Source organism: Desulfobacula sp. (assembly GCF_021107415.1).
The window spans coordinates 1-23,367 of sequence record NZ_JAIOSW010000242.1; the positions used below are offsets into that span (position 1 = coordinate 1).

Sequence of the window (23,367 nt, forward strand, 5' to 3'; positions counted from 1 at the left end):
ACTTTAAATGGCTTATTTATTAAAAAATGCTACCCAAACCAAACAGTTCAAAATCTTGACAATCAAATAATAGCTAAATTAAACGGCAAAGAATTTGAATTAAATTCTAGTAGGGTATCAGGAAAGAAAAATAAATATGAATTAGGCACAACTATTGAAGTAGAAAACCAATATTTATTAACAGCCTTTACCCACTTTGATGAAGAGAACAGAGCCTATCTTTCAAAGGGTGAATATTTACTTTGTTTAGATACATTATGGAAAGAAATAAATCGAATTTATGCACAAAGAGATGTTAGCATTCCACTATTGGGCTCAGGAATATCAAGAATAGGCAAAGACTTAACGCTTCAAGATTATTTAGACCAAATTCTTAACTCATTAAAATTATCAAATTTAGATAATGCTTACAACACTAAAATAAATATTATATTGCACGAAAGTGCAAAAAACGAAATCAACTTGTTTGAAATAAAATCAAAATTTTAAAGGAGATAATTATGGCTAACAGAACAGGTAATTACAGTGCATTTTATGTGAAAGAACCTTTTAAACAAACAAATTTAGGAGCTAAAATAGCAAAAGATTTTGTATACTACAATACATTGAGGATGTGGAAAGGTAAAGACGCTTCTTTCCCATTTGTTGACTCTCATATGAAAAATTATAATGTTAGAGATGGTAGTGATTGGGAAACTACATTAAAACCAAGGTTAAGGGATCGGTTGAATAAATCTAAAAACATAATTTTATTTTTGAGTTCTAATACAAGTAATTCACAAGCACTTAGAGAAGAGATAGATTTTGGTATTAATAATAATGAGTTGCCAATTATTGTAATTTATCCTGAATACAAAGAAAAAAGCGATATAATAAATTGTGATTCCAAAACGTTTAAAAAGCAAATCAAAGACTTGTGGGATAAACTGCCAATCTTTAGAGATTCAATGAGTGAAGTTCCGACAATACATATACCGAACAATAAAGCATTAATTGAAAAAACATTAAAGGATTCTGATTTTAATGTAGCAACTAAAAAAGAGCCTGGAAGATCATATTATCCTTGTTAGCCCTATACTCACCGTTGAAAAGTAAGGATATGAAAACAGATAACAAATCACTGCACTGGATTTTTATTCCGCTGCGCTCCATAAAAACCAGTGAGTTCAAGCGTTCGTGCCGCTCCGCGGCACGAATGCGTGACAATAAAAAGCCTGGCTATGTCAAAGAAAAAGCCAAAAAATAGATCTCGGCAAAGCAGAAAGCCTCGAGCTAAAAAATCTAAGGCTCGGACTATAAACAAAAGGAACCAAACCGTTTCAAAATCAATAGCATTTTCAAAAAAACTATTTGGGTCTATTTTGTCTCTAATTGCCGTTGGGGGATTTTTATTCGCTGTCTGGCCGAGAATCTCGCTTTCTCCTGGAATTTCATTAGATTTACACAAGCCATTCGAAACTCCTTTTATAATAAGAAATGATGGTTATTTGCCACTCTGTGACGTTAAATATTCATTGATTGCGGAAAGAATGGAGTTGATGGATGGCAGCACATTCACAGACAGTGGTGCCAATATGGGTAACGTGATAGAAAAACTCGATCCAAATAAAAGTTCCGCCCTCTTTGTAAACAGAATATTTTCTATGCCTCCTAATAATGTTAAGAATGCAAGAATATATATTCTGGTGACCTATAAACCATATTTAGTACCATTTACATTTTCTGAACGCATTAGATTCAAGACGAAAATAAATGTTAGCCGAGAATATATTTGGTATGAATACTATGATAACAAATAATATCGCATAACCATTTGCTGCACTCGATTCGGGCCAAAAAGCGGCCCGAACCGAGTGAGCAATTCGTTCGCATAAAAATTGTAATTTGGAAAATTTCTGTTATAATACATTGAGACATAAAAAATGGAGAATTCAGAATGCCAGAAATATGTAGATTTTTTGGAATAATAATAAGGATGTATTATGATGAGCATAATCCACCACATCTTCATGCTGAATATCAAGGTGCAAAAGCTACCTTTGATTTCCAAGGGAACATGCTTAAAGGCAATTTAAATTCAAGAACAGCCGTAAAACTTGTTCGGAGCTGGATTGATTTACATACCAAAGAACTTGAAATGGCATGGGATGCTGCAAGGAATTACCAAGAAATTAATAAAATTGACCCTTTAGATTAAGGAGGGAGAATATGTGGAATATGAATGATGTAATCTTAATAAAATACAAAAATGATTATGTGTTCCATATTCGTTTTGATAACAATACTTCAGGGGACATTGACTTTTCGCCTTACCTCAATAAAGGACCTGTATTTTCATCCCTCAAAGATTTGAATATCTTTAAAAAAGCATTTATTGAAGGTGGCACAATTGCTTGGCCTAATGGTGCTGACATAGCTCCTGAGAGCTTATATGAAAAATGCGAACAAATCGCTGGAGAGGATCGGGGGCTACTGAGTGACTCTTGAAGGCTTTGGCTTTAACATAAATTTTAACTTTGCAGAGGTTGTCGGCATAAAGCCCCCGACCTCTCAGCTTTGCGTTCGCTCTCCAATACCATCTCAATCTTGACATTACTAACATGAGTGTGTATGATACACATCATGAAGAGCCGGGATATTATAAAGAAGCTAAAAGATGATGGGTGGGTTCTTCACCATACAAAAGGAGATCATCATCAATTCAAACATCCAAAAAAGCAAGGGAAGGTTACTGTTCCACATCCCCAAAAGGATATTCCTGTTGGAACCTTACGTAACATTTTTCGGCAGGCCGGATGGAATTGGAGGTAAATTATGCAATACCCAATAGTTATACACAAAGATTCAGACTCTGATTATGGAGTCACTTTTCCAGATATTCCTGGGTGTTTTTCAGCCGGCTCAACAATTGAAGAAGCAATAAATATGGCTCAAGAAGCAGCCGAATGTCATATTGAAGGTATGCTTATTGATCTTGAACCAATTCCTACACCATCAAATATTGATATACATAAAACAAATTCAGATTATAAAAAAGGTCTTTGGGCTCTCATTGAGGTTGATATAAGTAAGCTTTCCTTAAAATCAAAACGAATAAATATTACGATGCCTGAAAGATTGGTAAGGGTAGTTGATCAATACGCAAATAAATATGGCTCAAGTAGATCAGGACTTTTAGCTCAAGCTGTTACTGAGTATATGACAACACATCAATAAAATTTGAGCGAATCTTCGCACACCGATTTCACCCACGCCATGATACTGATAAGGGTGCAGTAGACAGTATTAGAAAATGGTTAAAAGAAAATGAGGTGTTACCATGATGAATTTAATGAAAATTAATAATATTAATGCTGTGATCAAGTATGACCCCGAGATTGAAATGTTCAGAGGTGAATTCGTTGAATTAAATGGAGGTGCAGATTTTTATGCTAAGGATATTGAAAGTTTAAATCAATGGATCGTAGATACTTTAGAACATGCTGCTCATATTTAATTATCTTGACTGCTGGGACAAGGAACTTGATCGGATACCAGGTGGATCTTCCAGTGGTTCCGCCTCAGCAGTAGCCTGTGAGTTGGCAGATTTTTCTATTGGGACCGATTCTGGCGGATCGATACGTGTCCCCGCAAGCTTTTGCGGTATCTGGGGGATGAGGCCGACATTGCATCGTATTTCTGAAGCAGGCGTATTGCCTTTTATGCCCAGTGTGAGCACCGTGGGTGCTTTCTCAAAAAATATTGAAACGCTTGAAAAAGTAATGCGCGTCCTTTTGCGCAGTTAAAAGAGGGAGCGTTCCAAGGTCAATAATGTTTTTTTACTAACAGATGCTTTTTCAATAGCAGATTCCCTTGTAAACGAGGCTGTAGAGAAAAGTATTTCACACCTGAAAAATTTTGATGGTGTATTTATCTCATGGATCAGTATTAGCGACATAGTGGGTAGGGACTTTGATCTTAGCTCGTGCAATGAGCAGGCCCTTAGAAATTTACAAACAGCTGAATTCAAAAATACTGTCGGTGGATGGATAGAAGCTGTTAATCCCGAGTTGGGCCACAATTTTAAGGCTGCTTATCAGAATACACACAGCTTTGACCGCACCGATCTTAATAAGACATTATATCTTTGTGAAACCTTGTTTGACAGAATTTCCACATTCACAAATTCAGGGGATTTGTTTTGTTACCCGACCACCCCAACTGTTGCCCCGTACAAGGGATCTTTATCCAATCTGGATTGTATTATGGATTTTTATAATAGAACGATGGCCATCAGTTCCTTCGCAGGTCTGGGACGCTTACCGGAAATCTCGATTCCTGTTGCAGACATTGAAAATGCTGACGGCAAGCCGCAGATGTTATCGATGACACGCCGCAGCGATTAGATGCCCATCTATCAAACTGTGGTTGTTATAATTTTAAAAATCTGTTAGCACTTTTGAAATTGACTATAACCCCGATACAATAGACAGGAAGAAATTTTGAAAATCCTTTTTCTTGAACCGTTTTTCGGTGGGTCTCACAAAGACTTTGCCTTGGGTTTTAAGGCCCACTCCTGTCATGATGTGACGCTTATCACCCTTCCGGACCGATTCTGGAAATGGCGCATGAGAGGGGCAGCCCTTTATTTTGTCAATCAAGTTAAAGATTTTTCAGTGTTTGACGCAATCATTGTAACCGATATGATGGATCTGACAGATTTTTTATCTCTTGCAGGCTTTGATCTGTCTCCTGTATTGATGTATTTTCATGAAAATCAATTATCCTATCCATTGGCACCCAGTCAAAAATACGATTCCCACTTAAGTTTTACCAATATTATTTCTGCCTTTGCAGCAGATAAGGTTTTATTTAATTCCAAATTCCATTTTAATGAATTTATCGGGGCAGCAAGCCGATTGATAAAACAGATGCCGGATTTCAAGCCCGAATGGATGATCGAACAAATCAGGGAAAAAACCCAGGTGGTTTATCCGGGATGCCGGTTTGAAACAGGTGTGATTGATTTAAAGGAAAGGGAGTTGAAAAAGCCGTTGATCATATGGAACCACAGGTGGGAATATGATAAAAACCCGGAATTCTTTTTTGATGCTTTGGGTCGGTTAAAAGAAAAGAATATCCCTTTTTCCCTGGCAGTGCTGGGGGAAAAACTAAATAGATTTCCTGAGGTTTTTACCCAGGCACAGGAGCAATTTACGGATGAGATAGTTGTTTACGGCTATGTTGAATCCCGAAACGAGTATGTGTCCTGGTTAAAAAAAGGAGCAATTGTCGTAAGCTGCGCCATTCAGGAGAATTTTGGCATTTCCGTTGTAGAGGCAGTCAGATTCGGTTGCATTCCTTTGTTGCCAGACCGATTGTCTTATCCCGAAATTATGCCTGAAGAAGTTCATTCCAGAATTTTATATCAGACAAAAGAAGAATTGATAACAAAATTAGAAGATATACTGTTGAATTATCAAGCATATTTGCCGCTGCAAGAAATATTGTCCGTGGAGATGGAACAATTTTCATGGAAAACCATAGTAAAACAGTATGATACGACTCTGAAAAACTTGAAAAGATAGTCTTGACTTAAAAAAATTTTGCCTTTACAGTAAAATTTTTTATTTATTTATATATGAATATTTGGGTTAAATAATATGCAGCTTTCAAAACAACAAATTGATTATTGTATGGAGTGCGGGGTTTGTACCGGCAGTTGCCCTGTTGCCATGGAACTTGAAGGCTTTTCACCGCGTCAGATGATTAAAAGAATGCTGGGTGAACCTGAAGGTAATGTTCTTCAAAGTAAGGATGTGTGGGCCTGCCTCTCCTGTTCAAGATGTTCTGACAGGTGTCCGGTGGAAATCGACTTTCCTGCATTTATCCGTGCCTACCGTAAAAAAGCAAGACAGGAAGGGAACCTGCCTAAATTGAGCCATCACGGCATGTTTCATACCATTACCAACATCCAGGCCAGGGGTGTGCAGCAGGACAGGATTGAATGGGCAAAAAAGGCGGGGAAGATTTCAGAAAAAGGGGATTATTTTTATTTTACCGGCTGTATCACTTACTATGATGTTGCCTTTCAATATCTTGATCTGAAGATGATCGAATCCGCTAAGAGCAATCTCATGCTTTTAAATAAAATGGGTATTGAGCCTGTGATCAGCAATGATGAGGTTTGCTGCGGGCATGATGCATTTTGGTCTGGCGATGATGATACCTTTCTGACCCTTGCAGAAAAGAATATTGAAACCATTGCGGCAACCGGCGCAAAAAAAGTTATATTCGGCTGTCCCGAAGGATATTCCATGTTCAGGGAAGCCTATACGGAAAAGTTTGGCCCTTTACCGTTTGACATCGTTCATATCACTGAGTTTCTGGCAAAGGAACTTCCCAATACAGATGTCCTTTTTAAGAAGGGTGAAAAGAAAATAGTTACTTTCCAAGATCCCTGCCGTTTAGGAAGGCGGTCTGGAATTTATGACGCACCAAGAGACTTGATCGGCCTTGTTTCGGGAACCAGTCTTTCGGAAATGGAGCACAATCGGGAGAATGCTGTCTGCTGTGGAACAACTGCATGGATGGAGTGTTCAACCTGCTCAAAGGTCATGCAGATTCAACGGCTCAAAGAGGCAGAGACCGTCGGTGCCGAGGCAATTATTACGGCATGTCCTAAATGTCAGATTCATTTGACATGTGCAAAGAAAAACACAGACCATGATATTGATATCATAGACCTTGTATCCTGGCTTGCTGCAAATATTGAGTAAAGGCAGGACTATACAGGTCTTATATAAGAATTGGAGTTAATCAATGGCAAATCATAACACTATTCACGGTTCGGTCATGGTGGTCGGGTCCGGTATTTCCGGGATGCAGGCTGCCCTTGATTTGGCGGATTCAGGTTATTTTGTTCACCTGATTGAAAAAACCCCTTCCATTGGCGGGGTGATGGCTCAGTTAGACAAGACATTCCCTACCAATGACTGTGCCATGTGAGTTCTCTCACCTAAACTGGTCGAGGTCGGCCGGCACTTAAATATTCAACTTCACACCCTTTCCACAGTTCAACAGATTGACGGAGAGGCGGGTGATTTTACCGTATCAATCAAAAAGGCTCCCAGGTATGTGGATATGGATAAATGCATTGCCTGTGGAGAATGTACTAAAAAATGCCCCGGGAAAACCCCGGATGAATTTAATGAAGGGCTTGATAAAAGAAAAGCCATTTATGTGCCCTATCCCCAGGCAGTACCGTTAAAGTATGTCATTGATCCGTCAAGATGTTTAAAACTGCTTAAGGATAAATGCGGAACCTGTGCAAAGGTCTGCCCCGCAGGTGCCATTAATTATGACGACAAAGAAGAAATCATCACCTTGAATGTGGGATCTGTCATCATGGCAGCCGGGTTTAAACCCTTTGATCCTTCAGGACTTGATAATTATCAATACTCAAAATTCCCCAATGTAGTGACCAGTATCGAGTATGAAAGAATTTTGTCTGCCGGCGGTCCGACCAGCGGTCACATTGAATGCTTTCCTGATAAAGCTGAACCCAAAAAGGTTGCCTGGCTTCAGTGTATAGGGTCAAGGGATCTAAATAAATGCGATAACCAGTATTGTTCTTCTGTCTGCTGCATGTATGCCGTCAAAGAAGCCATGATGTCAAAGGATCATATATCCGGTGAGTTTGAGGCATCTATTTTTTTGATGGATATGAGAACTTATGGAAAAGATTTTGAAAAATATTATGAACGGGCAAAAGATGAGGGTGTCCGATTTGTCAGGTCCAGGATTCATACCATTACAGAGGATGAAAACCATCGACTTATCTGTACCTATGTGACAGAACAGGGAAAAAATATCAAAGAAATTTTTGACATGGTGGTTTTGTCCGTGGGAATGGAAACACCGGACGATCTTGCCCGTGCAGTCAAGGATATGGGGATTGAGCTCAATTCCAATAATTTTGTTGTTACATCCAGTTTTTCACCGGTTGAAACATCCCGTAAGGGTTTTTATGTCTGTGGTGCCCTCCAGGAACCCAAAGATATTCCCCTGGCTGTTATGGAAGCCAGTGCTGCTGCATGTGATGCCGGAACCAGCCTTTCCCCGGCAAGGGGGAGCCTGACGCAGACCCGGCAATATCCGGCAGAGACTGATGTGGTAAACGAAGATCCTAAAGTCGGCGTATTTGTCTGCAATTGCGGGACCAATATTGGCGGAATCGTGGATGTGCCTTCTGTTGCAGAATATGCAAAGACCCTCCCCCATGTGGCCTATGTTGAAGAGAACCTGTTTACCTGTTCACAGGATACCCAGGATAAGATGAAAAAGGTGATTCAGGAGAATAACCTGAACCGGATCGTGATTGCCGCCTGCACTCCGAGAACTCATGAGGCGCTTTTCCAGGAAACCTTAAGGGATTCAGGCCTCAATAAATATCTTATTGAAATGGCCAATATCCGGAATCAGTGTTCCTGGGTCCATTCAAAAGAGCCGGAGCTTGCCACAGCAAAATCCAAGGATCTTGTACGGATTGCCGTTGCAAAGGCAGCTCTTATGAAGCCTTTGTCACAACCAACTGTCGGTGTTGTGCAAAAAGGACTGGTCATTGGCGGAGGGGTCACAGGTCTTACCGCCGCTCTTGGCCTTGCCAGACAGGGATTTTTCACCACCCTGGTTGAAAAAAGCGAGGTATTGGGCGGAAATGCTCTGTCCTTGAACCATACATGGAATGGTGAATCCGTGGCTCAGAATGTGAAAGCCCTGGTTCAGGAAGCTGATGATCATCCAATGATTGATGTGTTAACCCAGACAATCGTATCATCAACATCCGGGTTTATCGGAAATTTTAAGACCACCATTGTTACACAAGGCAAAGAACAGGGCATTGACCATGGTGCCATTATTGTTGCCACTGGTGCAAAGGAAAGCAAACCCACAGAATATTTATATGGCAAGGATGAAAGGGTTCTGACACATCTTGAGCTTGACAGGGCCATTGCCAGAGATAATACCTTTGTTAAAAATACCAGCACGGCAGTGTTTATCCAGTGTGTGGGATCAAGAGAGCCGGAAAGACCATATTGTTCAAAGGTCTGCTGTACCCATTCCGTAAAATCCGCCTTAAAATTCAAAGAGCTGAATCCTGATATGGAAGTGTACGTAATTTACAGGGATATCAGAACCTATGGACAAAGAGAAGAACTCTACAAGGAGGCGAGGGACAAAGGCGTTATTTTTATCCGGTATTCCCTTGAGAATAAACCGGTCGTTCAAACACAAGATGCCGGCATTTCAGTAAAGGTAAAAGATCATGTGCTGGGTATGGATCTTGATATCGATACTGATCTTATTATCCTTGCATCTGCCATTGTACCGGAAGATAATCAGGCGCTTGCCCAGATGTTTAAACTTTCCTTAAATGATGATAATTTTTTCATGGAAGCCCATGCTAAACTGCGTCCGGTGGATTTCGCCACAGACGGCATTTTTCTTGCCGGAATGGCTCATTATCCCAAACCCATTGAAGAGAGTATTTCCCAGGCAAAAGCGGCTGTGTCGCGGGCAACAGTTGTCTTGTCCAAAGAAAATGTAACCGTTGACGGCGTGGTGTCCAGTGTGAATGAAGCTTTGTGCCGGGGTTGTGGTGCCTGTGAAGAAGCGTGTGTATTCGGGGCCATAATAGTGAACGAGCTGGATAACGGGGTAAAGATAGCCAGTGTGCAGCAGGCACTTTGCAAAGGGTGTGCTGCCTGTGCGGCAGCCTGTCCCACAGGGGCTGCAAGTGTTTTCCATTACGACAATGAGGTGCTGGCCATGGTTGAGACAGCACTGGATTAATAGAAAGGATTGAAGATGTCAAAGGATTTTAATCCACAGATTTTAACATTTGCCTGCAACTGGTGTTCCTATGCAGCAGCAGATCTTGCAGGTGTCAGCCGGTTCCAGTATCCGCCTAATATGAAAATTATCAGGGTCATGTGCTCGGGTGGAATCAATCCCAATTATATTTTGAAAGCTTTTGAAAAGGGGGCGGACGGAATTTTAGTCTCGGGCTGACATATGGGTGACTGTCATTACCTGGATGGTAATGTAAAAGCTGAAAAAATGTTTAAAATGACGGGTGAATTTATAAACCTTCTGGGAATTGATCCAAAGAGAATCAGGTTGGAATGGATCTCTTCTGCTGAAGGGACAAAGTTTGCCCAGGTTGCAAATGAATTTACGGAAGATATAAAAGCCCTGGGCCCTGCCAATATCAAAAAGGTGGCCTGATGGTTTATATAATAGACAGCGGTAACAGGAGGTAGAAATTGTGACAAAGGATATACTTGTCCTTGGCGGAGGAATTGCCGGGATTCAGTCCTCGCTGGATCTTGCGGAGATGGGATTCAAGGTTCACCTTGTGGAGACCTTTGCCTCCATTGGCGGGAAAATGGCTCAGCTTGACAAGACCTTTCCCACCAATGACTGTGCCATCTGAATACTTTCGCCCAAGATGCTGGATGTCGGTCGACATCCCAATATAACACTTCTGGCTTACAGCGAGCTTGAAAAGATAGAGGGTGAAGCCGGGAATTTTACGGCTATAGTAAGAAGAAAAGCAAGATTTGTGGAGGAAGATAAATGTACGGGCTGCGGTGCCTGTGCTGAAGTTTGCCCCACAAGTGTTTTAGACCTTTATAATGAAGGCCATGCAGAACGAAAAGCCATCTATTCCTGGTTTGCACAGGGGATACCCTCCACCCATGTCATAGATCCGGATCATTGCCGGGTGCTGACAGGGAAGAAATGCGGGATCTGTCAGAAAAAATGTGAAGCAGGTGCCATTAATTTTGATCAGAAAGACTCTATCCTGGAGCTTATGGTGGGTGCCGTCATTGTGGCCACGGGATATGATGTTTTTGATCCGGCAAAATTGCCGGAATACCGGTATACTCAGTTGGACAATGTAATCACTGCCATGGAGTTTGAACGATTTTTATCTGCTTCCGGGCCCACGGAAGGCCATCTTTACCGTCCGTCCGATCGCAAGGTGACGGCCCAGATTACGGTTCTTGAGAAAAAGGTTAAAAAATCTCAAAAAGCCTTGGACAGGTTTGAAAAGAATCATGGGATAAAGAGTGATGACTTTTATACCGCCTGCAAAGAGGGCAGCCTGAATTCCAGTGAAGACCTGGAAAAAGACCTGATAAAAGATCGGGACAAATGGTTTAAAAAATATGAAGCTCATCTTGAAAATACCAATCCCCTTGAAGTCTTAAAAGAAAAAGCCAAAGGGTTTACAACTGCTAAAAATCTTGCTTTTATTCAGTGCGTGGGGTCAAGGGATTTAAGGTTTTATCCCTTTTGCTCCGGATATTGCTGCATGCATTCCATCAAGGAAGCCATTATTGCCCATGAGCATGATAATGATACCCATTCGGTTATTTTTGGTATGGATATCAGGGCAGTCGGCAAAGGATTTGAAGAGTATAAGGTCCGCGGAGGAAATAACTCCAATATTTCCTATAAGCGGTCCCGTGTGGCGGAGATTACAAAAAATGCAGATGAAAGTCCTGTTTTGATCTATGAGGACACTCTGGAACAAAAAGTGAAAAAACAAATCTTTGATCTGGTTGTGCTGGCCACAGCCTGTGCCCCTGTAAAAAGTACACAGAAAATTGCAGATACCTTGTCCATTGATGTGGACGCCTATGGTTTTTTTAAAACCCAACCTGCCAACCCCCTTGATACATCAAGGGATGGTATTTTTGTCTGCGGGTGTGCTCACAGTCCCATGGATATTCCTGAATCTGTTGCCCAGGCAAGTTCTGCTGCTGCAAGGGCTGTGCAGGCGGTAATGAAAAAAAATGATAAAAAGGCATCGTAAAGAAAGGTTGCCAAAAATGAATATGAATGATTTGATACTTTATGAAGAACCCCGCATCGGGGTATTTGTCTGTGACTGTGGTTCAAATATTGCCGGACACCTGGATTGTCCCGATGTGGCTGAATATGCCAAAACCCTCCCCAATGTTGTGTATGTAAAGGAAAATCTTTACACATGCTCTGAAGCCGGGATTGTGGAAATTAAAAAAGCCATCAAGGGTCAGAATCTGAACCGGGTGGTGGTGGCATCCTGTTCACCCAGAACCCATCAGCCCCTGTTTTCAAGTTCCTGTGCTGAAGCAGGTCTTAATCCCTATCTTTTTGAAATGGTTAATATCAGGGATCAGTGTTCCTGGGTTCATATGGGGAAACGGGATGATGCGACCCAGAAGGCCAAAGAATTGATCCGCATGGGTGTTGCAAAAAGTGCAGGATTGGAACCCAGAGAAGAAATTGAATCATCCCTTGTAAGAAAGACTTTGGTGATTGGCGGGGGTATTGCAGGATTGTCTGCTGCCCAGGCTCTGGCAGATATGGGCCTGGACATTATTCTGGTTGAAAAAACACCAAGTTTCGGCGGTCTTTTACAGCAGGTACATCAACTAGACACAGGGGGCAGTGCCCAGGCGGCACTTTCTAAAATTATTGATGACGTCCAGTCTCGATCCAATATTACTTGTTATACAAAAGCAACTGTGAAAGAGACGGGTGGCTATATCGGTAACTTTGATATCAAAATTGATACACAAAAAGGCCTGGTTGAAGACAAGGTCGGTTGTATTGTTGTGGCCACAGGTGCTGTTCCTTTGATCCCGAAGGGGCTTTTCGGGTATGACGGCAAAAATGTGATCTCGTTAATGGAACTGGAACAAAAGCTTAAAAAAGACGATCTTACTGCCAGGAGAATTGTGTTTATCCAGTGCGTCGGAGCCAGGACCAAAGAGAGAGAATACTGCTCAAGAATCTGCTGTATGATCGGTGTTAAAAACGCCATGGTCGTTAAGGAAAAGTATCCGTTGACCAATGTGAGAATCCTTTATCGTGACATGCAGATGTATGGCACCCATAAGGAACAGATGCTCTGGGATGCCAGGGGAAAAGGGATTCAATTTGATGTGTACAGTCCTGAGAATCCACCGGAAGTTAAGGATGGAAATGTCAGTTTTTTTCAGTCCATTACCGGCAAAACAATAGAACTTGATACAGACCTTGTTGTCCTGTCAACCCCTCTTGTTCCCAGAAGTGATGCCCCGGCAGTTGCCAATATGATGCGGGTGCCCACTGATCAGAATGGATTTTTTTTAGAAGCCCATGCAAAGCTTCGTCCCCTTGATTTCGCGGCAGACGGTATTTTCGTCTGCGGATCAGGGCGGTATCCTGCCACATCTACGGAAGCCAGAACTCAAGGCTTAGGAGTTGCATCAAGAGTGGCAGCCATTTTGTTCAAGGACAAACTGGTGAAAAGCGCTATTGTGGCACAGATTAACCCTGATTCATGTGTGGGTTGCATGGCATGCCTCACCATGTGCCCCTACGAAGCCATTACATACAACAGGGACAGGAGAATCTGTGAGATTAATGAAATTCTCTGCAAAGGATGTGGAACCTGTGCTGCCACCTGTCCGTCCCATACTGCGCAGCTTTGCGGATATAAACCCGAGCAGTTACTGGCCCAGATCGGGGCTGCTTGACAATAGTTATAAGGAATAAAGTAAATGAGCGACAGTAATTTTGAACCCACTATTATATGTTTCCTTTGCACATGGTGAGCATATGCCGCTGCTGACCTGGCTGGGGTCAGTCGTATGCAATACCCGGCAAACATCCGTATTATCCGGGTAATGTGCTCTGGAAGCGTGTCTCCCCATCATATGTTACGTGCCTTCCAACAAGGGATTGACGGCGTTTTTGTGGGTGGCTGACATTTGAGTGAATGCAATTACCTGTATGGTAATTATTCCACTGAAAAACGAGTAACGGTTCTTTCCCGGATGCTGGATTTTTGCGGTGTTGAAAAAGATCGGCTTCGGGCCAGATGGGTGTCCTCAGCCGAGGCGCCTGAATTTGTTGAGGAAATCAATGAGTTTATTGATGTCCTTAAACGCCTGGGACCATCACCATTGAGAAAAGATACATCCAAAGATGTTGCTTAGCAGTTATCACTGTTAATCGTTAACCGACATAGGTATTTTTATGATTGATATAGTAAAACAAAAAATAAACGAGCTTCTTTCAGATGGTTCAGTAAAGGGAGTTGTCGCACTTGCAACGGCAAATGGTCATGTGGCACCCTGTCTGTTTCAAAAAGATGATGATCTTAATACACTTTGTCTGGGTGATACCAAAAAGCCGGGAGATGCAAGATATCCTCTGAATAAAGTTCTTATTACCATTGCAAGACAATATCCAAATGATGTTTTTGGCGTTCTGGTTCGCGGGTGTGATGAAAGAGGGCTTTATACCCTGTACAGGCTGAACCAGCTTGAGCCGGATAAAGTAGTGGCCATCGGTATATCCTGCCCAAGAGAACTTGCAAAAGCGTGTGAGTGCAAAAAACCATACCCGGATGAACTTGTGGCAGGAGAAAAAATAGAAGGAATTTCTCAACAGGGTGTGCAGGATTTGGAAGACATGGATCTGTCAAAACGGTTTTCCTTTTGGGTGGATCAGTTCTCAAAATGCGTAAAATGCTATGGCTGCCGGGATATCTGTCCCATGTGTTTTTGCATGGAATGCAGCCTTGAATGCGAGGAGCTTATATCAAAAGGCGAACTTCCGGTTGATATCCCGGTATTTCATTTGACCCGGGCCATGCATATGGCAGACCGGTGTATTGATTGCGGTCTTTGCGAGGAAGCCTGTCCGTCTGTTATTCCGTTACGACTTTTATATAAAAAGACATCCCAGATTATGAATGATGAGTTCGGGTTTACATCCGGGATTAATAAGAATGAAAAATCACCCTTAAGCTTAATGGGCCCTTCGCCGGGAAAGCAACAGGTTTAAATAAAGAGGAAAAATAATGGATTACAGGAATACGCTGACAACTTGCACTTATTGCGGATGTGGATGCAACCTTTTTCTTGAGTCCCTTGATGGAAAATTGACCCATACAACCCCTTGCAAAACAAGCCCTGTAAATGAAGGCAAACTTTGCATCAAGGGATGGAATGTCCATCAATTTGTTCAGTCTGAGAAAAGATTAAAACGGCCATTGTTAAGAAAAGACGGGAAACTTACAGAAGTTTCCTGGGATGAGGCTCTGGACTTTACCGTATCAAAATTAAAAGAAATAAAAGAAGCAAACGGCTCTGATTCAATTGGTTTTTTTGCATCAGCCAAAGTGACCAATGAAGAAAATTACATCATGCAGAAGTTTGCAAGGGCCGCCATTGGTACCAACAGTGTTGACCATTGTGCCCGGCTGTGACATTCCTCCACAGTGGCAGGTCTTGCCGCATCTTTTGGCAGTGGATCAATGACAAATGCAATGGCTGAATTAGAAACATCAGATACCATCTTTATTATCGGGTCCAATACGGCAACCACCCATCCTTTAGTTGCCACACGTATTTTCAGGGCCATTGAAAAAGGTGCTAAAGTAATTGTGGCAGATCCAAGAAAAAACCAGATTGCAAATTTTGCCGATCTTTATATCCGCCATAAGCCCGGAACAGATGTGGCCCTATTAAACGGGATGATGAAGGTGATCATGGAAAAGGGGCTTCACGATGAAAAATTTATAGCTGAAAACACAGAAGAGTTTGATGCGTTTAAACAGGGCATTGATAATTTTACTGTTGAAGAGGCATCAAAAATTTGTAGTATATCAGTCCAGGAGATTGAATCACTTGCCAGAGTTTACGGGGAAGCTGATAGAGCCTCCATTATTTACTGCATGGGGATTACCCAGCATACCAATGGGGTTAATAATGTAAAGTCTCTTGCAAATCTTTCCATGCTGACTGGAAATATTGGAAAAATTGGAACAGGGGTCAATCCCCTTCGCGGGCAGAACAATGTGCAGGGTGCCTGTGACATGGGCGGCCTTCCCAATGTTTATACCGGATACCAGCCAGTGACCCTTGGGGATGCCAACAAGAAGTTTGCCCGGGCCTGGGGAGTGGATCAACTGCCGACCAACATTGGCTTAACCATCCCTGAGATGTTTGCAGGCATTGAAAATGATGAAGTCAAAGCGCTTTGGGTCATGGGTGAAAACCCGGTTGTGTCGGACCCTGATGCCAATCATGTTAAAAAGGCCCTTAAAAAGGTTGAGCTTCTCATTGTCCAGGATATTTTTCTTACCCCTACAGCTAAACTGGCTGATGTGGTACTGCCGGGTGTTTCGTTTGCAGAAAAAGACGGAACTTTTGCCAATACGGAAAGACGGGTGATGCGGGTGAGAAAGGCTATTGACCCTGTGGGAGAGTCAAGACAGGATTGGGAGATCATCCAGGATATTTCCAACCGGTTCGGGTTTGAAATGAAGTATGATTCTCCTGAAGATATTTTTAATGAAATTGCAAGTCTGACGCCTTCCTATGCGGGGATAAGCTATGAGCGGCTGGAAGGCGTAGGACTGCAATGGCCATGCCCGACCAAAGAACATCCGGGGACACCTTTTTTGCATAAGGATGGAAAATTTACCCGTGGGAAAGGACTTTTCCATGCAATTAATTATAATCCGCCGGCTGAAGTGGTGGATGATGAGTATCCCTTCTGGATGACCACAGGTCGTGTTTATGCCCATTACCATACCGGCACCATGACTAGAAATTCCAAGTCTCTTGATTTTGAAATCCCTGAAGGATTTCTTGAAATCAATCCTGTTGATGCTCAAAATCTTGATATCTGTGATGGTCATCAAATTAAAATGGCTTCCCGAAGGGGTGAGATTGTGGCAAAGATCATGATCACCGACCGTGTGGACCCGGGCGTGGTCTTTATGCCCTTTCATTTTGAAGAAACAAATGTGAATAAGCTGACCAATCCGGCCTATGATCCCATTGCCAAGATACCGGAACTCAAGGTTTGTGCAGTAAAACTTGAGAAGGTCTAAAAAATTTGGCAATACTTTGACCTTAATTTCACCGGACATCCGTGTCCGGTGAATAGGGGAATAGTAAAAATATTTCAAAGATGATCGCTACTGGCGTATCCACTTCCTGCCTACAACCATATAGATAGAAACAGAACCCAGAATCAGATATCCAAACATCTGGACATTTTTTGTTTTAAAAATAAAAGAAAGCGTAATGATAATGGATGCACTGATCAAAAAAAATACTGGTTTAGGAACCTTCTTGAGGATCACCCTTCCAAAATGGGCAAAGCGAATATGACTTATCATTAAACCGATAGAGACACCGGTGAGCCCCCACAATATACCCGGTGTTGCAATAAGAGATGCACCAAGAACGATCAAGGCTCCCGCAGGACTTGGAAGTCCGTTGAATATACCCTCAGGCAGGTCGGTCCGATTTTTATCCATTGCGATAAACCGGATAAGGCGAAATGTAACCCCAATAATAAATGTACCACCGACAAACCATGCTAATGAACCACCTATTTGCACAATCACATAGGCGGGTGCCAGTCCAAAGCTGACAAAATCAGCAATATCATCCAAATAAGGACCATATTGGGTTCCACCATGCTTTAGAGCCATACGCCCATCAAACAAGTCAAACAATTGCCCGACGATGATGATACAAATTGCCCAGGCAAAATAATGATGATAGGTCAGGATAAGGCTGGTCACACCGCAGCAGAAATTAAGTACGGAAAGGATATCTGCATAGAGCCGGTTGGGGATAAATTTAAAGACCACAGATGCGGAGGAAAGTATAATGCAGGCCGTGAGTACTTCATCGGCAATGTTTATGAATTCCTGGTTTTTATCCATCAATGCACATAAAATAACAAGGCCAAAGCAGATGATGGCCTTTATTTTTCCAAAATTATTGGCAGCTCCAGAGACTTTGATCCAGGTCAAAATCCGCCGTGCAAAAAACTGCCCAACAAATTCAATAGCCACAAGGATCCATACCAATTTTATTGATATAATTCCTGCATAGGCAAATCCAATCAATGGTGGTAAATAGGTTAATTTGTCACACATGGGATCCAGCCATTCTCCCCAGCGGGACCTCAGATTACATCCTCTTGCCACAACCCCGTCAGCGCCATCAAGGATTGCCGCAAAGGTAAATATAAATATAGCAACGGTTTGATAAGGGGTAAAAAAGTAGAGGATAAATCCCAGGACAGCTAGGGTTGTTCGCCAGTAGCAAATTGAGTTCGGGTGCAGCAACCATTGGTGTGCCATGATAAATTCTTGCATAAATTGCTTTTTAACGGCCTGGGAAAACCATAAGAAAAAAACCGTTCCAATAATAGCGGAAACAACAATAATTAAAAATCTTTCCATTTTATCATCTCAATCGATTAAATTATTTTTTTAATTTCAGTCTATTTATCAATTCAATAAATACTAATTGTTAAGGTTTTTATCAATGCTTATATATGTGTATGGCAGTTGATAATAATTAAACACCTTGGCCGTTTTTGTCATGGAAAAATTTGTAAAGATTTTTGAAAGATTGATCCCAATACCAATGTATATATTTCTTTCTTTATTAATATCATCCGAGTACCCTCTTGTATAGTAGCCAAGATGAAACTCAATATATTCGGCATACGTATTCTTAAGCGATTCAAATCCGCCAAGCTTAACAGCCATGAGAAACTTCATGTTGTTATAATCTGAAAAAAAATCTATCTGATTAAAGGTTGGGATATACTCAATCCTGAAATCTATTTTTTTTGATAAGTTTGGATTCGCATAAAGCAGGTAGCCTGCTGTACATCCCAACAGGTTCATAAAAAAGTCCTCATGGGAAAATCCGTAATTGCTGAAGGAATCTCCGAATTCCATATAACTCATCATAGCAAAGGATGAAAAAGAGCCCAGTAATGCCGCTTTTTCAGATGAATAACCCCAATGATCAAAGGTGTCGGATAAAATATGGGAAAGGGTATATGAAAAATAAAAATGAGCACATTTATCTGCACCGCCTTCATCGGTATCTTTTAAAAACCATCCTTCGCTGCCTTTTTTGGGATCATTCTCAAAATAGTCCCAGTTTGCAATTCCCCATGCAGTAATGGCAGCAATCCCTCCAAGGTTTGTCATGAGCACCTTTTTCTCCTTTGGCCAGCCTTCTTTTGCTTCCAAAAAATCAAAAGATGGAAAAAATAACAAACAGATCAAAACCAATAGCCCTGCCTTGTGGATATTTTTTTTAATATATAATGAAAAGCCATACATAAACTGAATGTAATCCTTTAAAAATATAATATAGTTGTATATTCTGGAAATATAAATCCATTGTCAGCTATTTCCGATAGAGACCACCCGATTCCTTCCGGTTTCCTTTGCCCGGTAAAGGGCCTTGTCAGCAATTGCAATGAGGTTATCCCGGTTTTTAACATTTTTTTGGTATTCACTGACACCGGCGCTGACGGTGAGGGAAAGCCCCGGGAACCTGTTGACCAGAAGTCTGCCCAGATGCTCAATTTCCTTGCGTATCCTTTCAGCATAAACAATAGCTTTGGGTAAATCAGTATTGTTCAGGATGACAATAAATTCTTCACCGCCATACCGCCCCACATAGTCAAAGGGCCTGGATAGTTTTTTTAAAGTGGTGGCAATCAGTTTAAGGACATTGTCCCCGGCCTGGTGTCCGAATTTGTCATTAAATTTTTTAAAATAATCCACATCAATCATTACAAGGGATAGATCATTTTCTCCACCCACAGCCTTTCTGAATGATTTTGACAGCAGCTCGTCAATGGCTACACGGTTTAAGAGGCCTGTGAGCCCGTCTTTAAGAGAAACCGCTTTTGCCTCATTGTAGGCACCTGCGTTTTCCAGGGCCATGCCAAGCTCATTGGCCACAATGGCAATGGAGAATAATACATCCGGCACGATGGTTTTTTTAGAAGCAATATTATCCATGCCGAGGATACCGATGACCTTGTTATTACTATAGAAAGGCACGATGACCATTTCTTTAATTTTAAATTGTTCCAGGGCTTTTTTTTCACCTGAAGTCCTGCCACGGACCATCACAGGCTCCTGGTTCCTCAGGCAGTGAACAAAGCCGCCCGCAGTCTTATTGATTGGAATTTCAATTGACTTTAAATCCATTCTAGTGTCCACGGCATCAAGGGACTCAATCACTTTAAGACTTCTGAGATTTTTTACCACCTTCATGACATAAAGCCTGTCGAATTTGAAATCCTTGTATATGGCCTTTAAGGTAGAGGTGATAATTTCTTTCGGATTAAGGCTGCGGTGGGGCGTGGAGATACTCTCTTTTATCTGAGATACATCCACGGTTTTGGTCTGTTGTTCCTCAAGATGATAATAGATTGTATTGATACTGCACAGTTTGAGATTTGCCCTGAGCAGGTTCTCTCTGAACTGGTTGGAGGAAGGGAAAACAAAATTATAAAATTCTGACGTGTTTTTCATTTCCCTGTCCATATGGGTGATGATCTTTATGAGATCGATTTTGCTTAAGTTTATATTTTTTTCAACTTCAGGCTGAAGAATCGGGGGCCGGATGATATCAACCGATCCCATGCCCTGGGTCCAGGATAGAAAATTGGCAAGGGAAACAATGGATATCAGCAATGCCTCTTCTTTGGAAAGATCCAGGTGTTCATATCGCTGATGGTGGTATTTTATGGCCAGAGCAAGGGATTCGGGCAGGTGCCACAAAGAACTGTAATAGGCGCCCAGGTCATCATGTCCCATGCCCATGAGTTCCCTTTCTTCAGTGATCATCTGACCTGTGGATTTTGTCACATTGGTGATAAAATCATCATAATTGACACGGCCCTGGAGATCAAAGATAATCTTCCCGAAGTCATGCAGAAGTCCGCTGACATATGCCTCCCCAGGCTTTGGATATCGGGTTTCCTCGGCAATGGCCTTGCTCAGGGTGGCCACACAAAGGCAGTGCCGCCAGAAAAAAATCCTGTCAAACTGCTTTTTCTTTTTTGATTTAAACATTTTTTCAAAAACCGTGACCCCGAGACAGAGCCTTTTCACCTCGTCAAACCCGAGATAGATTACCGCCTCGGAAACAGCAGTTATGTTTCGTCTCAGGCCATACAATGCAGAGTTTACGATGCCCAGCACCTTGGCAGAAATTCCCGGATCTGTTTCCACGAGTTTAGAAAGGTCTTGGGTGGATGCATCCTCATCACTGCAGATTTCCAGCAATTTGGCCATCACGGGATGGAAACTTGGAACCTCTTTGACGTCAAGCTTTAAAACCTGTTCGATATCGGATTCCAAAGGGAGTATGAGTTTGTCATTCATCATGATCAGCCAAAAAATAACCTTTCATGTTCAGGTTAAAATATTTAACAGTGAGAAAATGTATCAGAAATTTAGCACGAATCCTGTCAGGAATACAAGAAAACCTTTTTCTTGAAGAAAACGAAAATATGAATATTCAATTAGACAGCTATAATATTTTCAATTAAATTGTGCCTTGGTTTATGGTATAGACACTAAGTGATTTTTGAATAGGGGAATATTTTTTAAATAGAAACGACAATAAATTCTAAGATGAAATAAATATGAAAATTAATATTGCAATTAGCGGGTATGGAAGAATAGGGCGATGTATTACGAGAGCCTTGTATGAGTCAAAAGAATTCTATAAAAAGATTAATCTTATTGCCATTAATGAAACAGCCGATGCAAGAACTGTTTACCATTTGACCAAATATGATTCAACCCATGGCAGGTTTCCTTTGAATGTTGAATATGAGAAAGATTTTCTTGTCATTGGAAATGACAGGATAAGAGTATTTCAAGAGCATCATATTGCAAATCTTCCCTGGAAGGATTTAAATATTGATGCCGTCCTTGATTGCACGGGATTTTATAATGACAGGGAGTCGGCAGAACTGCATCTGCTTTCAGGGGCCAAAAAGGTTGTTTTTTCACAACCGGCAGCAGATGAAGTGGATGCCACCATTGTTTATGGTGTCAATCATCACATACTGAGAAAAGAGCATACCATCATCTCAAACGCCTCCTGTACAAGTAATTGTGTTATTCCTGTCCTTCATGTGCTTGACCAAACCCTTGGAATTGAAAGCGGGACCATTACCACTATTCATTCTGCCATGCATGATCAACCTGTAATTGATGCCTACAATCCTGATCTAAGGAAGACACGGTCGGCTCTATTGTCCATCATCCCGGTGAGTACAGCCCTGGAAAAGGGAATTTCAAAAATACTGCCGTCCATGGAAGGAAAATTTGAAACGCTTGCCATCAGAGTCCCCACCATCAATGTATCCATTATGGATATCGCACTTATGGTAAAAACTGATACAGATATCCAAGCCGTCAACCATGCTTTAATCAACGCATCTGAATCTGAATTAAAAGATGTTCTGGGCGTAACCGATGAACATCTGGTCTCCTGTGATTTTAACCATGATCCCCGGTCTTCAATTATTGATCTTCACCAGACCCGGGTCAGCAAAAAAAGGCTGGTTAAAATCCAGGCCTGGTTTGATAATGAATGGGGATATTCCAATCGAATGCTGGATACTACTATTACAGCATTTGAAGCAGTCTAAAGGCTGTTTATGAACCCAGTTTAATCAGTTTTTTTGTAACCGCTATTAATTCTTCAGGTATCTTTGTGATATCATCATAGGGTCGTGTTCCATCCCTGTCTGCATCAGCAATTTCATCCATTTCCGGAATAAATCCCAAAATTTCATAATCCGGCATGCTATCTTTAATCAGCTTTTTATCTTCTTCCGACCTGACCCTGTTTGCCAGCACCACAATGTTTTTAATCCCGATATCCCGGCCCAGCTTTCTTATTTTATCTGCTGCTACACGGCTTCTTTTTCCCGGGTTCACAACCACAATAAGGGCATCCACAGATCCTGAGGTTGCTCTTCCCAAATGTTCCACACCGGCTTCCATATCCATGACCACTACTTCATTGCGGGCTAAAACAAGGTGGTTCATCAGGGCCTTTAAAATGGTTGCCTCAGGACAAATACAACCTGATCCTCCCTGTAGAACTGTTCCCATGACCAGCAGCTTTACCCCATCTTTTTCAATGGAAAAGCGATCCGGAATGTCATCCACTTTTGGATTCAGTGTGAAAAACCCCCCCATTGTGCCAGGCGTAGCCCCGGTTCTTTCTGCAATGAGATCAGAGAGTTCTGAAACCGGGGTAATGGGTTTTGATTCATCAATGCCAAGACCAGCAGCAAGGTTGGCAACAGGGTCGGCATCTATGGCAATAACTTTTGTATCTTTATTTAATGCGGCAATGGATCGTGCAATTAAAGAAGTGATAGTGGTTTTCCCAACACCGCCTTTACCGCCGATAGCAAGTTTTAAGCTCAAAATAGGTCTCCTGCCTTCTAAAAATTTTAAGTATC

At 41.7% G+C, this 23,367-nt stretch carries 25 protein-coding genes; 21 read left to right on the top strand and 4 right to left on the bottom strand.

Annotation, left to right across the window (positions count from 1 at the left end; genetic code table 11):
• The 20 genes from K8S13_RS13055 to fdhF all read left to right on the top strand — a co-directional run.
• A partial coding sequence (locus tag K8S13_RS13055) for a macro domain-containing protein (protein WP_291463089.1) occupies window positions 1-489 on the top strand: 489 nt, incomplete at its 5' end.
• An 11-nt stretch (window positions 490-500) separates the two neighbouring features.
• Complete coding sequence (locus tag K8S13_RS13060) at window positions 501-1,070, top strand: TIR domain-containing protein (RefSeq protein WP_291463090.1); 570 nt, start codon at window positions 501-503, stop codon at window positions 1,068-1,070.
• Between the two features lie 129 nt (window positions 1,071-1,199).
• Window positions 1,200-1,799, top strand: a complete 600-nt coding sequence (locus tag K8S13_RS13065) for a hypothetical protein (RefSeq protein ID WP_291463091.1) — start codon at window positions 1,200-1,202, stop codon at window positions 1,797-1,799.
• 137 nt (window positions 1,800-1,936) lie between these two features.
• Window positions 1,937-2,197, top strand: a complete 261-nt coding sequence (locus K8S13_RS13070; protein ID WP_291463092.1) for a DUF4160 domain-containing protein — start codon at window positions 1,937-1,939, stop codon at window positions 2,195-2,197.
• A gap of 20 nt (window positions 2,198-2,217) precedes the next feature.
• Window positions 2,218-2,487 (top strand): DUF2442 domain-containing protein, encoded by a 270-nt coding sequence (locus K8S13_RS13075; RefSeq protein ID WP_291463093.1) that lies wholly within the window; start codon window positions 2,218-2,220, stop codon window positions 2,485-2,487.
• 135 nt (window positions 2,488-2,622) lie between these two features.
• Window positions 2,623-2,811, top strand: coding sequence for a type II toxin-antitoxin system HicA family toxin (locus K8S13_RS13080; protein WP_291463131.1), 189 nt, complete (start codon window positions 2,623-2,625; stop codon window positions 2,809-2,811).
• 3 nt (window positions 2,812-2,814) lie between these two features.
• Window positions 2,815-3,216, top strand: a complete 402-nt coding sequence (locus K8S13_RS13085) for a type II toxin-antitoxin system HicB family antitoxin (RefSeq protein ID WP_291463095.1) — start codon at window positions 2,815-2,817, stop codon at window positions 3,214-3,216.
• Between the two features lie 103 nt (window positions 3,217-3,319).
• On the top strand, window positions 3,320-3,496 hold the full coding sequence (locus K8S13_RS13090; protein ID WP_291463096.1) for a hypothetical protein: 177 nt from the start codon (window positions 3,320-3,322) through the stop codon (window positions 3,494-3,496).
• Window positions 3,480-3,785, top strand: a complete 306-nt coding sequence (locus tag K8S13_RS13095; protein ID WP_291463098.1) for an amidase family protein — start codon at window positions 3,480-3,482, stop codon at window positions 3,783-3,785. The genes K8S13_RS13090 and K8S13_RS13095 overlap by 17 nt, the downstream gene beginning before the upstream one ends.
• 153 nt (window positions 3,786-3,938) lie before the next feature.
• On the top strand, window positions 3,939-4,385 hold the full coding sequence (locus K8S13_RS13100) for a hypothetical protein (RefSeq protein WP_291463099.1): 447 nt from the start codon (window positions 3,939-3,941) through the stop codon (window positions 4,383-4,385).
• 96 nt (window positions 4,386-4,481) lie between these two features.
• Complete coding sequence (locus tag K8S13_RS13105; RefSeq protein WP_291463100.1) at window positions 4,482-5,567, top strand: DUF3524 domain-containing protein; 1,086 nt, start codon at window positions 4,482-4,484, stop codon at window positions 5,565-5,567.
• 75 nt (window positions 5,568-5,642) lie between these two features.
• Window positions 5,643-6,758 carry a (Fe-S)-binding protein gene (locus tag K8S13_RS13110; protein ID WP_291463101.1) on the top strand — a complete coding sequence of 372 codons (1,116 nt, stop codon included), beginning with the start codon at window positions 5,643-5,645 and terminating at the stop codon, window positions 6,756-6,758.
• Window positions 6,759-6,801: 43 nt separating this feature from the next.
• Window positions 6,802-9,834, top strand: a complete 3,033-nt coding sequence (locus K8S13_RS13115; protein ID WP_291463103.1) for an FAD-dependent oxidoreductase — start codon at window positions 6,802-6,804, stop codon at window positions 9,832-9,834.
• 15 nt (window positions 9,835-9,849) lie between these two features.
• Window positions 9,850-10,269 carry a hydrogenase iron-sulfur subunit gene (locus K8S13_RS13120; RefSeq protein WP_291463104.1) on the top strand — a complete coding sequence of 140 codons (420 nt, stop codon included), beginning with the start codon at window positions 9,850-9,852 and terminating at the stop codon, window positions 10,267-10,269.
• Window positions 10,270-10,309: 40 nt separating this feature from the next.
• Window positions 10,310-10,477, top strand: coding sequence for an FAD-dependent oxidoreductase (locus tag K8S13_RS13125; protein WP_291463105.1), 168 nt, complete (start codon window positions 10,310-10,312; stop codon window positions 10,475-10,477).
• A 15-nt stretch (window positions 10,478-10,492) separates the two neighbouring features.
• Complete coding sequence (locus K8S13_RS13130; RefSeq protein ID WP_291463107.1) at window positions 10,493-11,866, top strand: 4Fe-4S dicluster domain-containing protein; 1,374 nt, start codon at window positions 10,493-10,495, stop codon at window positions 11,864-11,866.
• 16 nt (window positions 11,867-11,882) lie between these two features.
• The gene (locus K8S13_RS13135; RefSeq protein WP_291463109.1) at window positions 11,883-13,556 is read left to right on the top strand and encodes a CoB--CoM heterodisulfide reductase iron-sulfur subunit A family protein; all 1,674 of its coding nucleotides are present in this window, start codon (window positions 11,883-11,885) and stop codon (window positions 13,554-13,556) included.
• 24 nt (window positions 13,557-13,580) lie between these two features.
• Entirely contained in the window at window positions 13,581-14,018 is a 438-nt protein-coding gene (locus K8S13_RS13140) for a hydrogenase iron-sulfur subunit (protein ID WP_291463110.1), read from the top strand.
• Between the two features lie 40 nt (window positions 14,019-14,058).
• The gene (locus K8S13_RS13145; protein ID WP_291463112.1) at window positions 14,059-14,871 is read left to right on the top strand and encodes a 4Fe-4S binding protein; all 813 of its coding nucleotides are present in this window, start codon (window positions 14,059-14,061) and stop codon (window positions 14,869-14,871) included.
• A 16-nt stretch (window positions 14,872-14,887) separates the two neighbouring features.
• Window positions 14,888-16,927: a formate dehydrogenase subunit alpha gene (fdhF, locus tag K8S13_RS13150; RefSeq protein WP_291463114.1), complete on the top strand. Its 2,040-nt coding sequence runs from the start codon at window positions 14,888-14,890 to the stop codon at window positions 16,925-16,927.
• Window positions 16,928-17,014: 87 nt separating this feature from the next.
• Here the strand turns inward: fdhF and K8S13_RS13155 are convergent, their stop codons facing one another.
• From K8S13_RS13155 to K8S13_RS13165, 3 genes are all read right to left on the bottom strand, one after another.
• On the bottom strand, window positions 17,015-18,298 hold the full coding sequence (locus tag K8S13_RS13155) for a CDP-alcohol phosphatidyltransferase family protein (protein ID WP_291463115.1): 1,284 nt from the start codon (window positions 18,296-18,298) through the stop codon (window positions 17,015-17,017).
• A 63-nt stretch (window positions 18,299-18,361) separates the two neighbouring features.
• On the bottom strand, window positions 18,362-19,063 hold the full coding sequence (locus K8S13_RS13160; RefSeq protein WP_291463116.1) for a DUF2279 domain-containing protein: 702 nt from the start codon (window positions 19,061-19,063) through the stop codon (window positions 18,362-18,364).
• Between the two features lie 198 nt (window positions 19,064-19,261).
• Entirely contained in the window at window positions 19,262-21,265 is a 2,004-nt protein-coding gene (locus tag K8S13_RS13165; protein ID WP_291463118.1) for an HDOD domain-containing protein, read from the bottom strand.
• Window positions 21,266-21,525: 260 nt separating this feature from the next.
• Between K8S13_RS13165 and K8S13_RS13170 the strand changes: the two genes are divergently transcribed.
• A complete protein-coding gene (locus tag K8S13_RS13170; RefSeq protein ID WP_291463120.1) occupies window positions 21,526-22,542 on the top strand; it encodes a glyceraldehyde 3-phosphate dehydrogenase NAD-binding domain-containing protein in 1,017 nt (338 codons plus the stop codon).
• 7 nt (window positions 22,543-22,549) lie between these two features.
• Here the strand turns inward: K8S13_RS13170 and K8S13_RS13175 are convergent, their stop codons facing one another.
• Window positions 22,550-23,332, bottom strand: coding sequence for an AAA family ATPase (locus tag K8S13_RS13175; protein ID WP_291463123.1), 783 nt, complete (start codon window positions 23,330-23,332; stop codon window positions 22,550-22,552).
• Between the last annotated feature and the right edge of the window lie 35 nt (window positions 23,333-23,367).

What these genes read in the sequence shown, in the direction of transcription:
- K8S13_RS13110 (WP_291463101.1), top strand. Translation starts at nt 5,643, where the DNA reads ATGCAGCTTTCAAAACAACAAATTGATTATTGTATGGAGTGCGGGGTT.
- K8S13_RS13070 (WP_291463092.1), top strand. Translation starts at nt 1,937, where the DNA reads ATGCCAGAAATATGTAGATTTTTTGGAATAATAATAAGGATGTATTAT.
- K8S13_RS13130 (WP_291463107.1), top strand. Translation starts at nt 10,493, where the DNA reads ATGCTGGATGTCGGTCGACATCCCAATATAACACTTCTGGCTTACAGC.
- K8S13_RS13075 (WP_291463093.1), top strand. Translation starts at nt 2,218, where the DNA reads ATGAATGATGTAATCTTAATAAAATACAAAAATGATTATGTGTTCCAT.
- K8S13_RS13080 (WP_291463131.1), top strand. Translation starts at nt 2,623, where the DNA reads ATGAAGAGCCGGGATATTATAAAGAAGCTAAAAGATGATGGGTGGGTT.
- K8S13_RS13095 (WP_291463098.1), top strand. Translation starts at nt 3,480, where the DNA reads ATGCTGCTCATATTTAATTATCTTGACTGCTGGGACAAGGAACTTGAT.
- K8S13_RS13090 (WP_291463096.1), top strand. Translation starts at nt 3,320, where the DNA reads ATGATGAATTTAATGAAAATTAATAATATTAATGCTGTGATCAAGTAT.
- K8S13_RS13060 (WP_291463090.1), top strand. Translation starts at nt 501, where the DNA reads ATGGCTAACAGAACAGGTAATTACAGTGCATTTTATGTGAAAGAACCT.
- K8S13_RS13155 (WP_291463115.1), bottom strand. Translation starts at nt 18,298, where the DNA reads ATGGAAAGATTTTTAATTATTGTTGTTTCCGCTATTATTGGAACGGTT.
- K8S13_RS13085 (WP_291463095.1), top strand. Translation starts at nt 2,815, where the DNA reads ATGCAATACCCAATAGTTATACACAAAGATTCAGACTCTGATTATGGA.
- K8S13_RS13145 (WP_291463112.1), top strand. Translation starts at nt 14,059, where the DNA reads ATGATTGATATAGTAAAACAAAAAATAAACGAGCTTCTTTCAGATGGT.
- K8S13_RS13170 (WP_291463120.1), top strand. Translation starts at nt 21,526, where the DNA reads ATGAAAATTAATATTGCAATTAGCGGGTATGGAAGAATAGGGCGATGT.
- K8S13_RS13165 (WP_291463118.1), bottom strand. Translation starts at nt 21,265, where the DNA reads ATGATGAATGACAAACTCATACTCCCTTTGGAATCCGATATCGAACAG.
- K8S13_RS13160 (WP_291463116.1), bottom strand. Translation starts at nt 19,063, where the DNA reads ATGACAAACCTTGGAGGGATTGCTGCCATTACTGCATGGGGAATTGCA.
- K8S13_RS13135 (WP_291463109.1), top strand. Translation starts at nt 11,883, where the DNA reads ATGAATATGAATGATTTGATACTTTATGAAGAACCCCGCATCGGGGTA.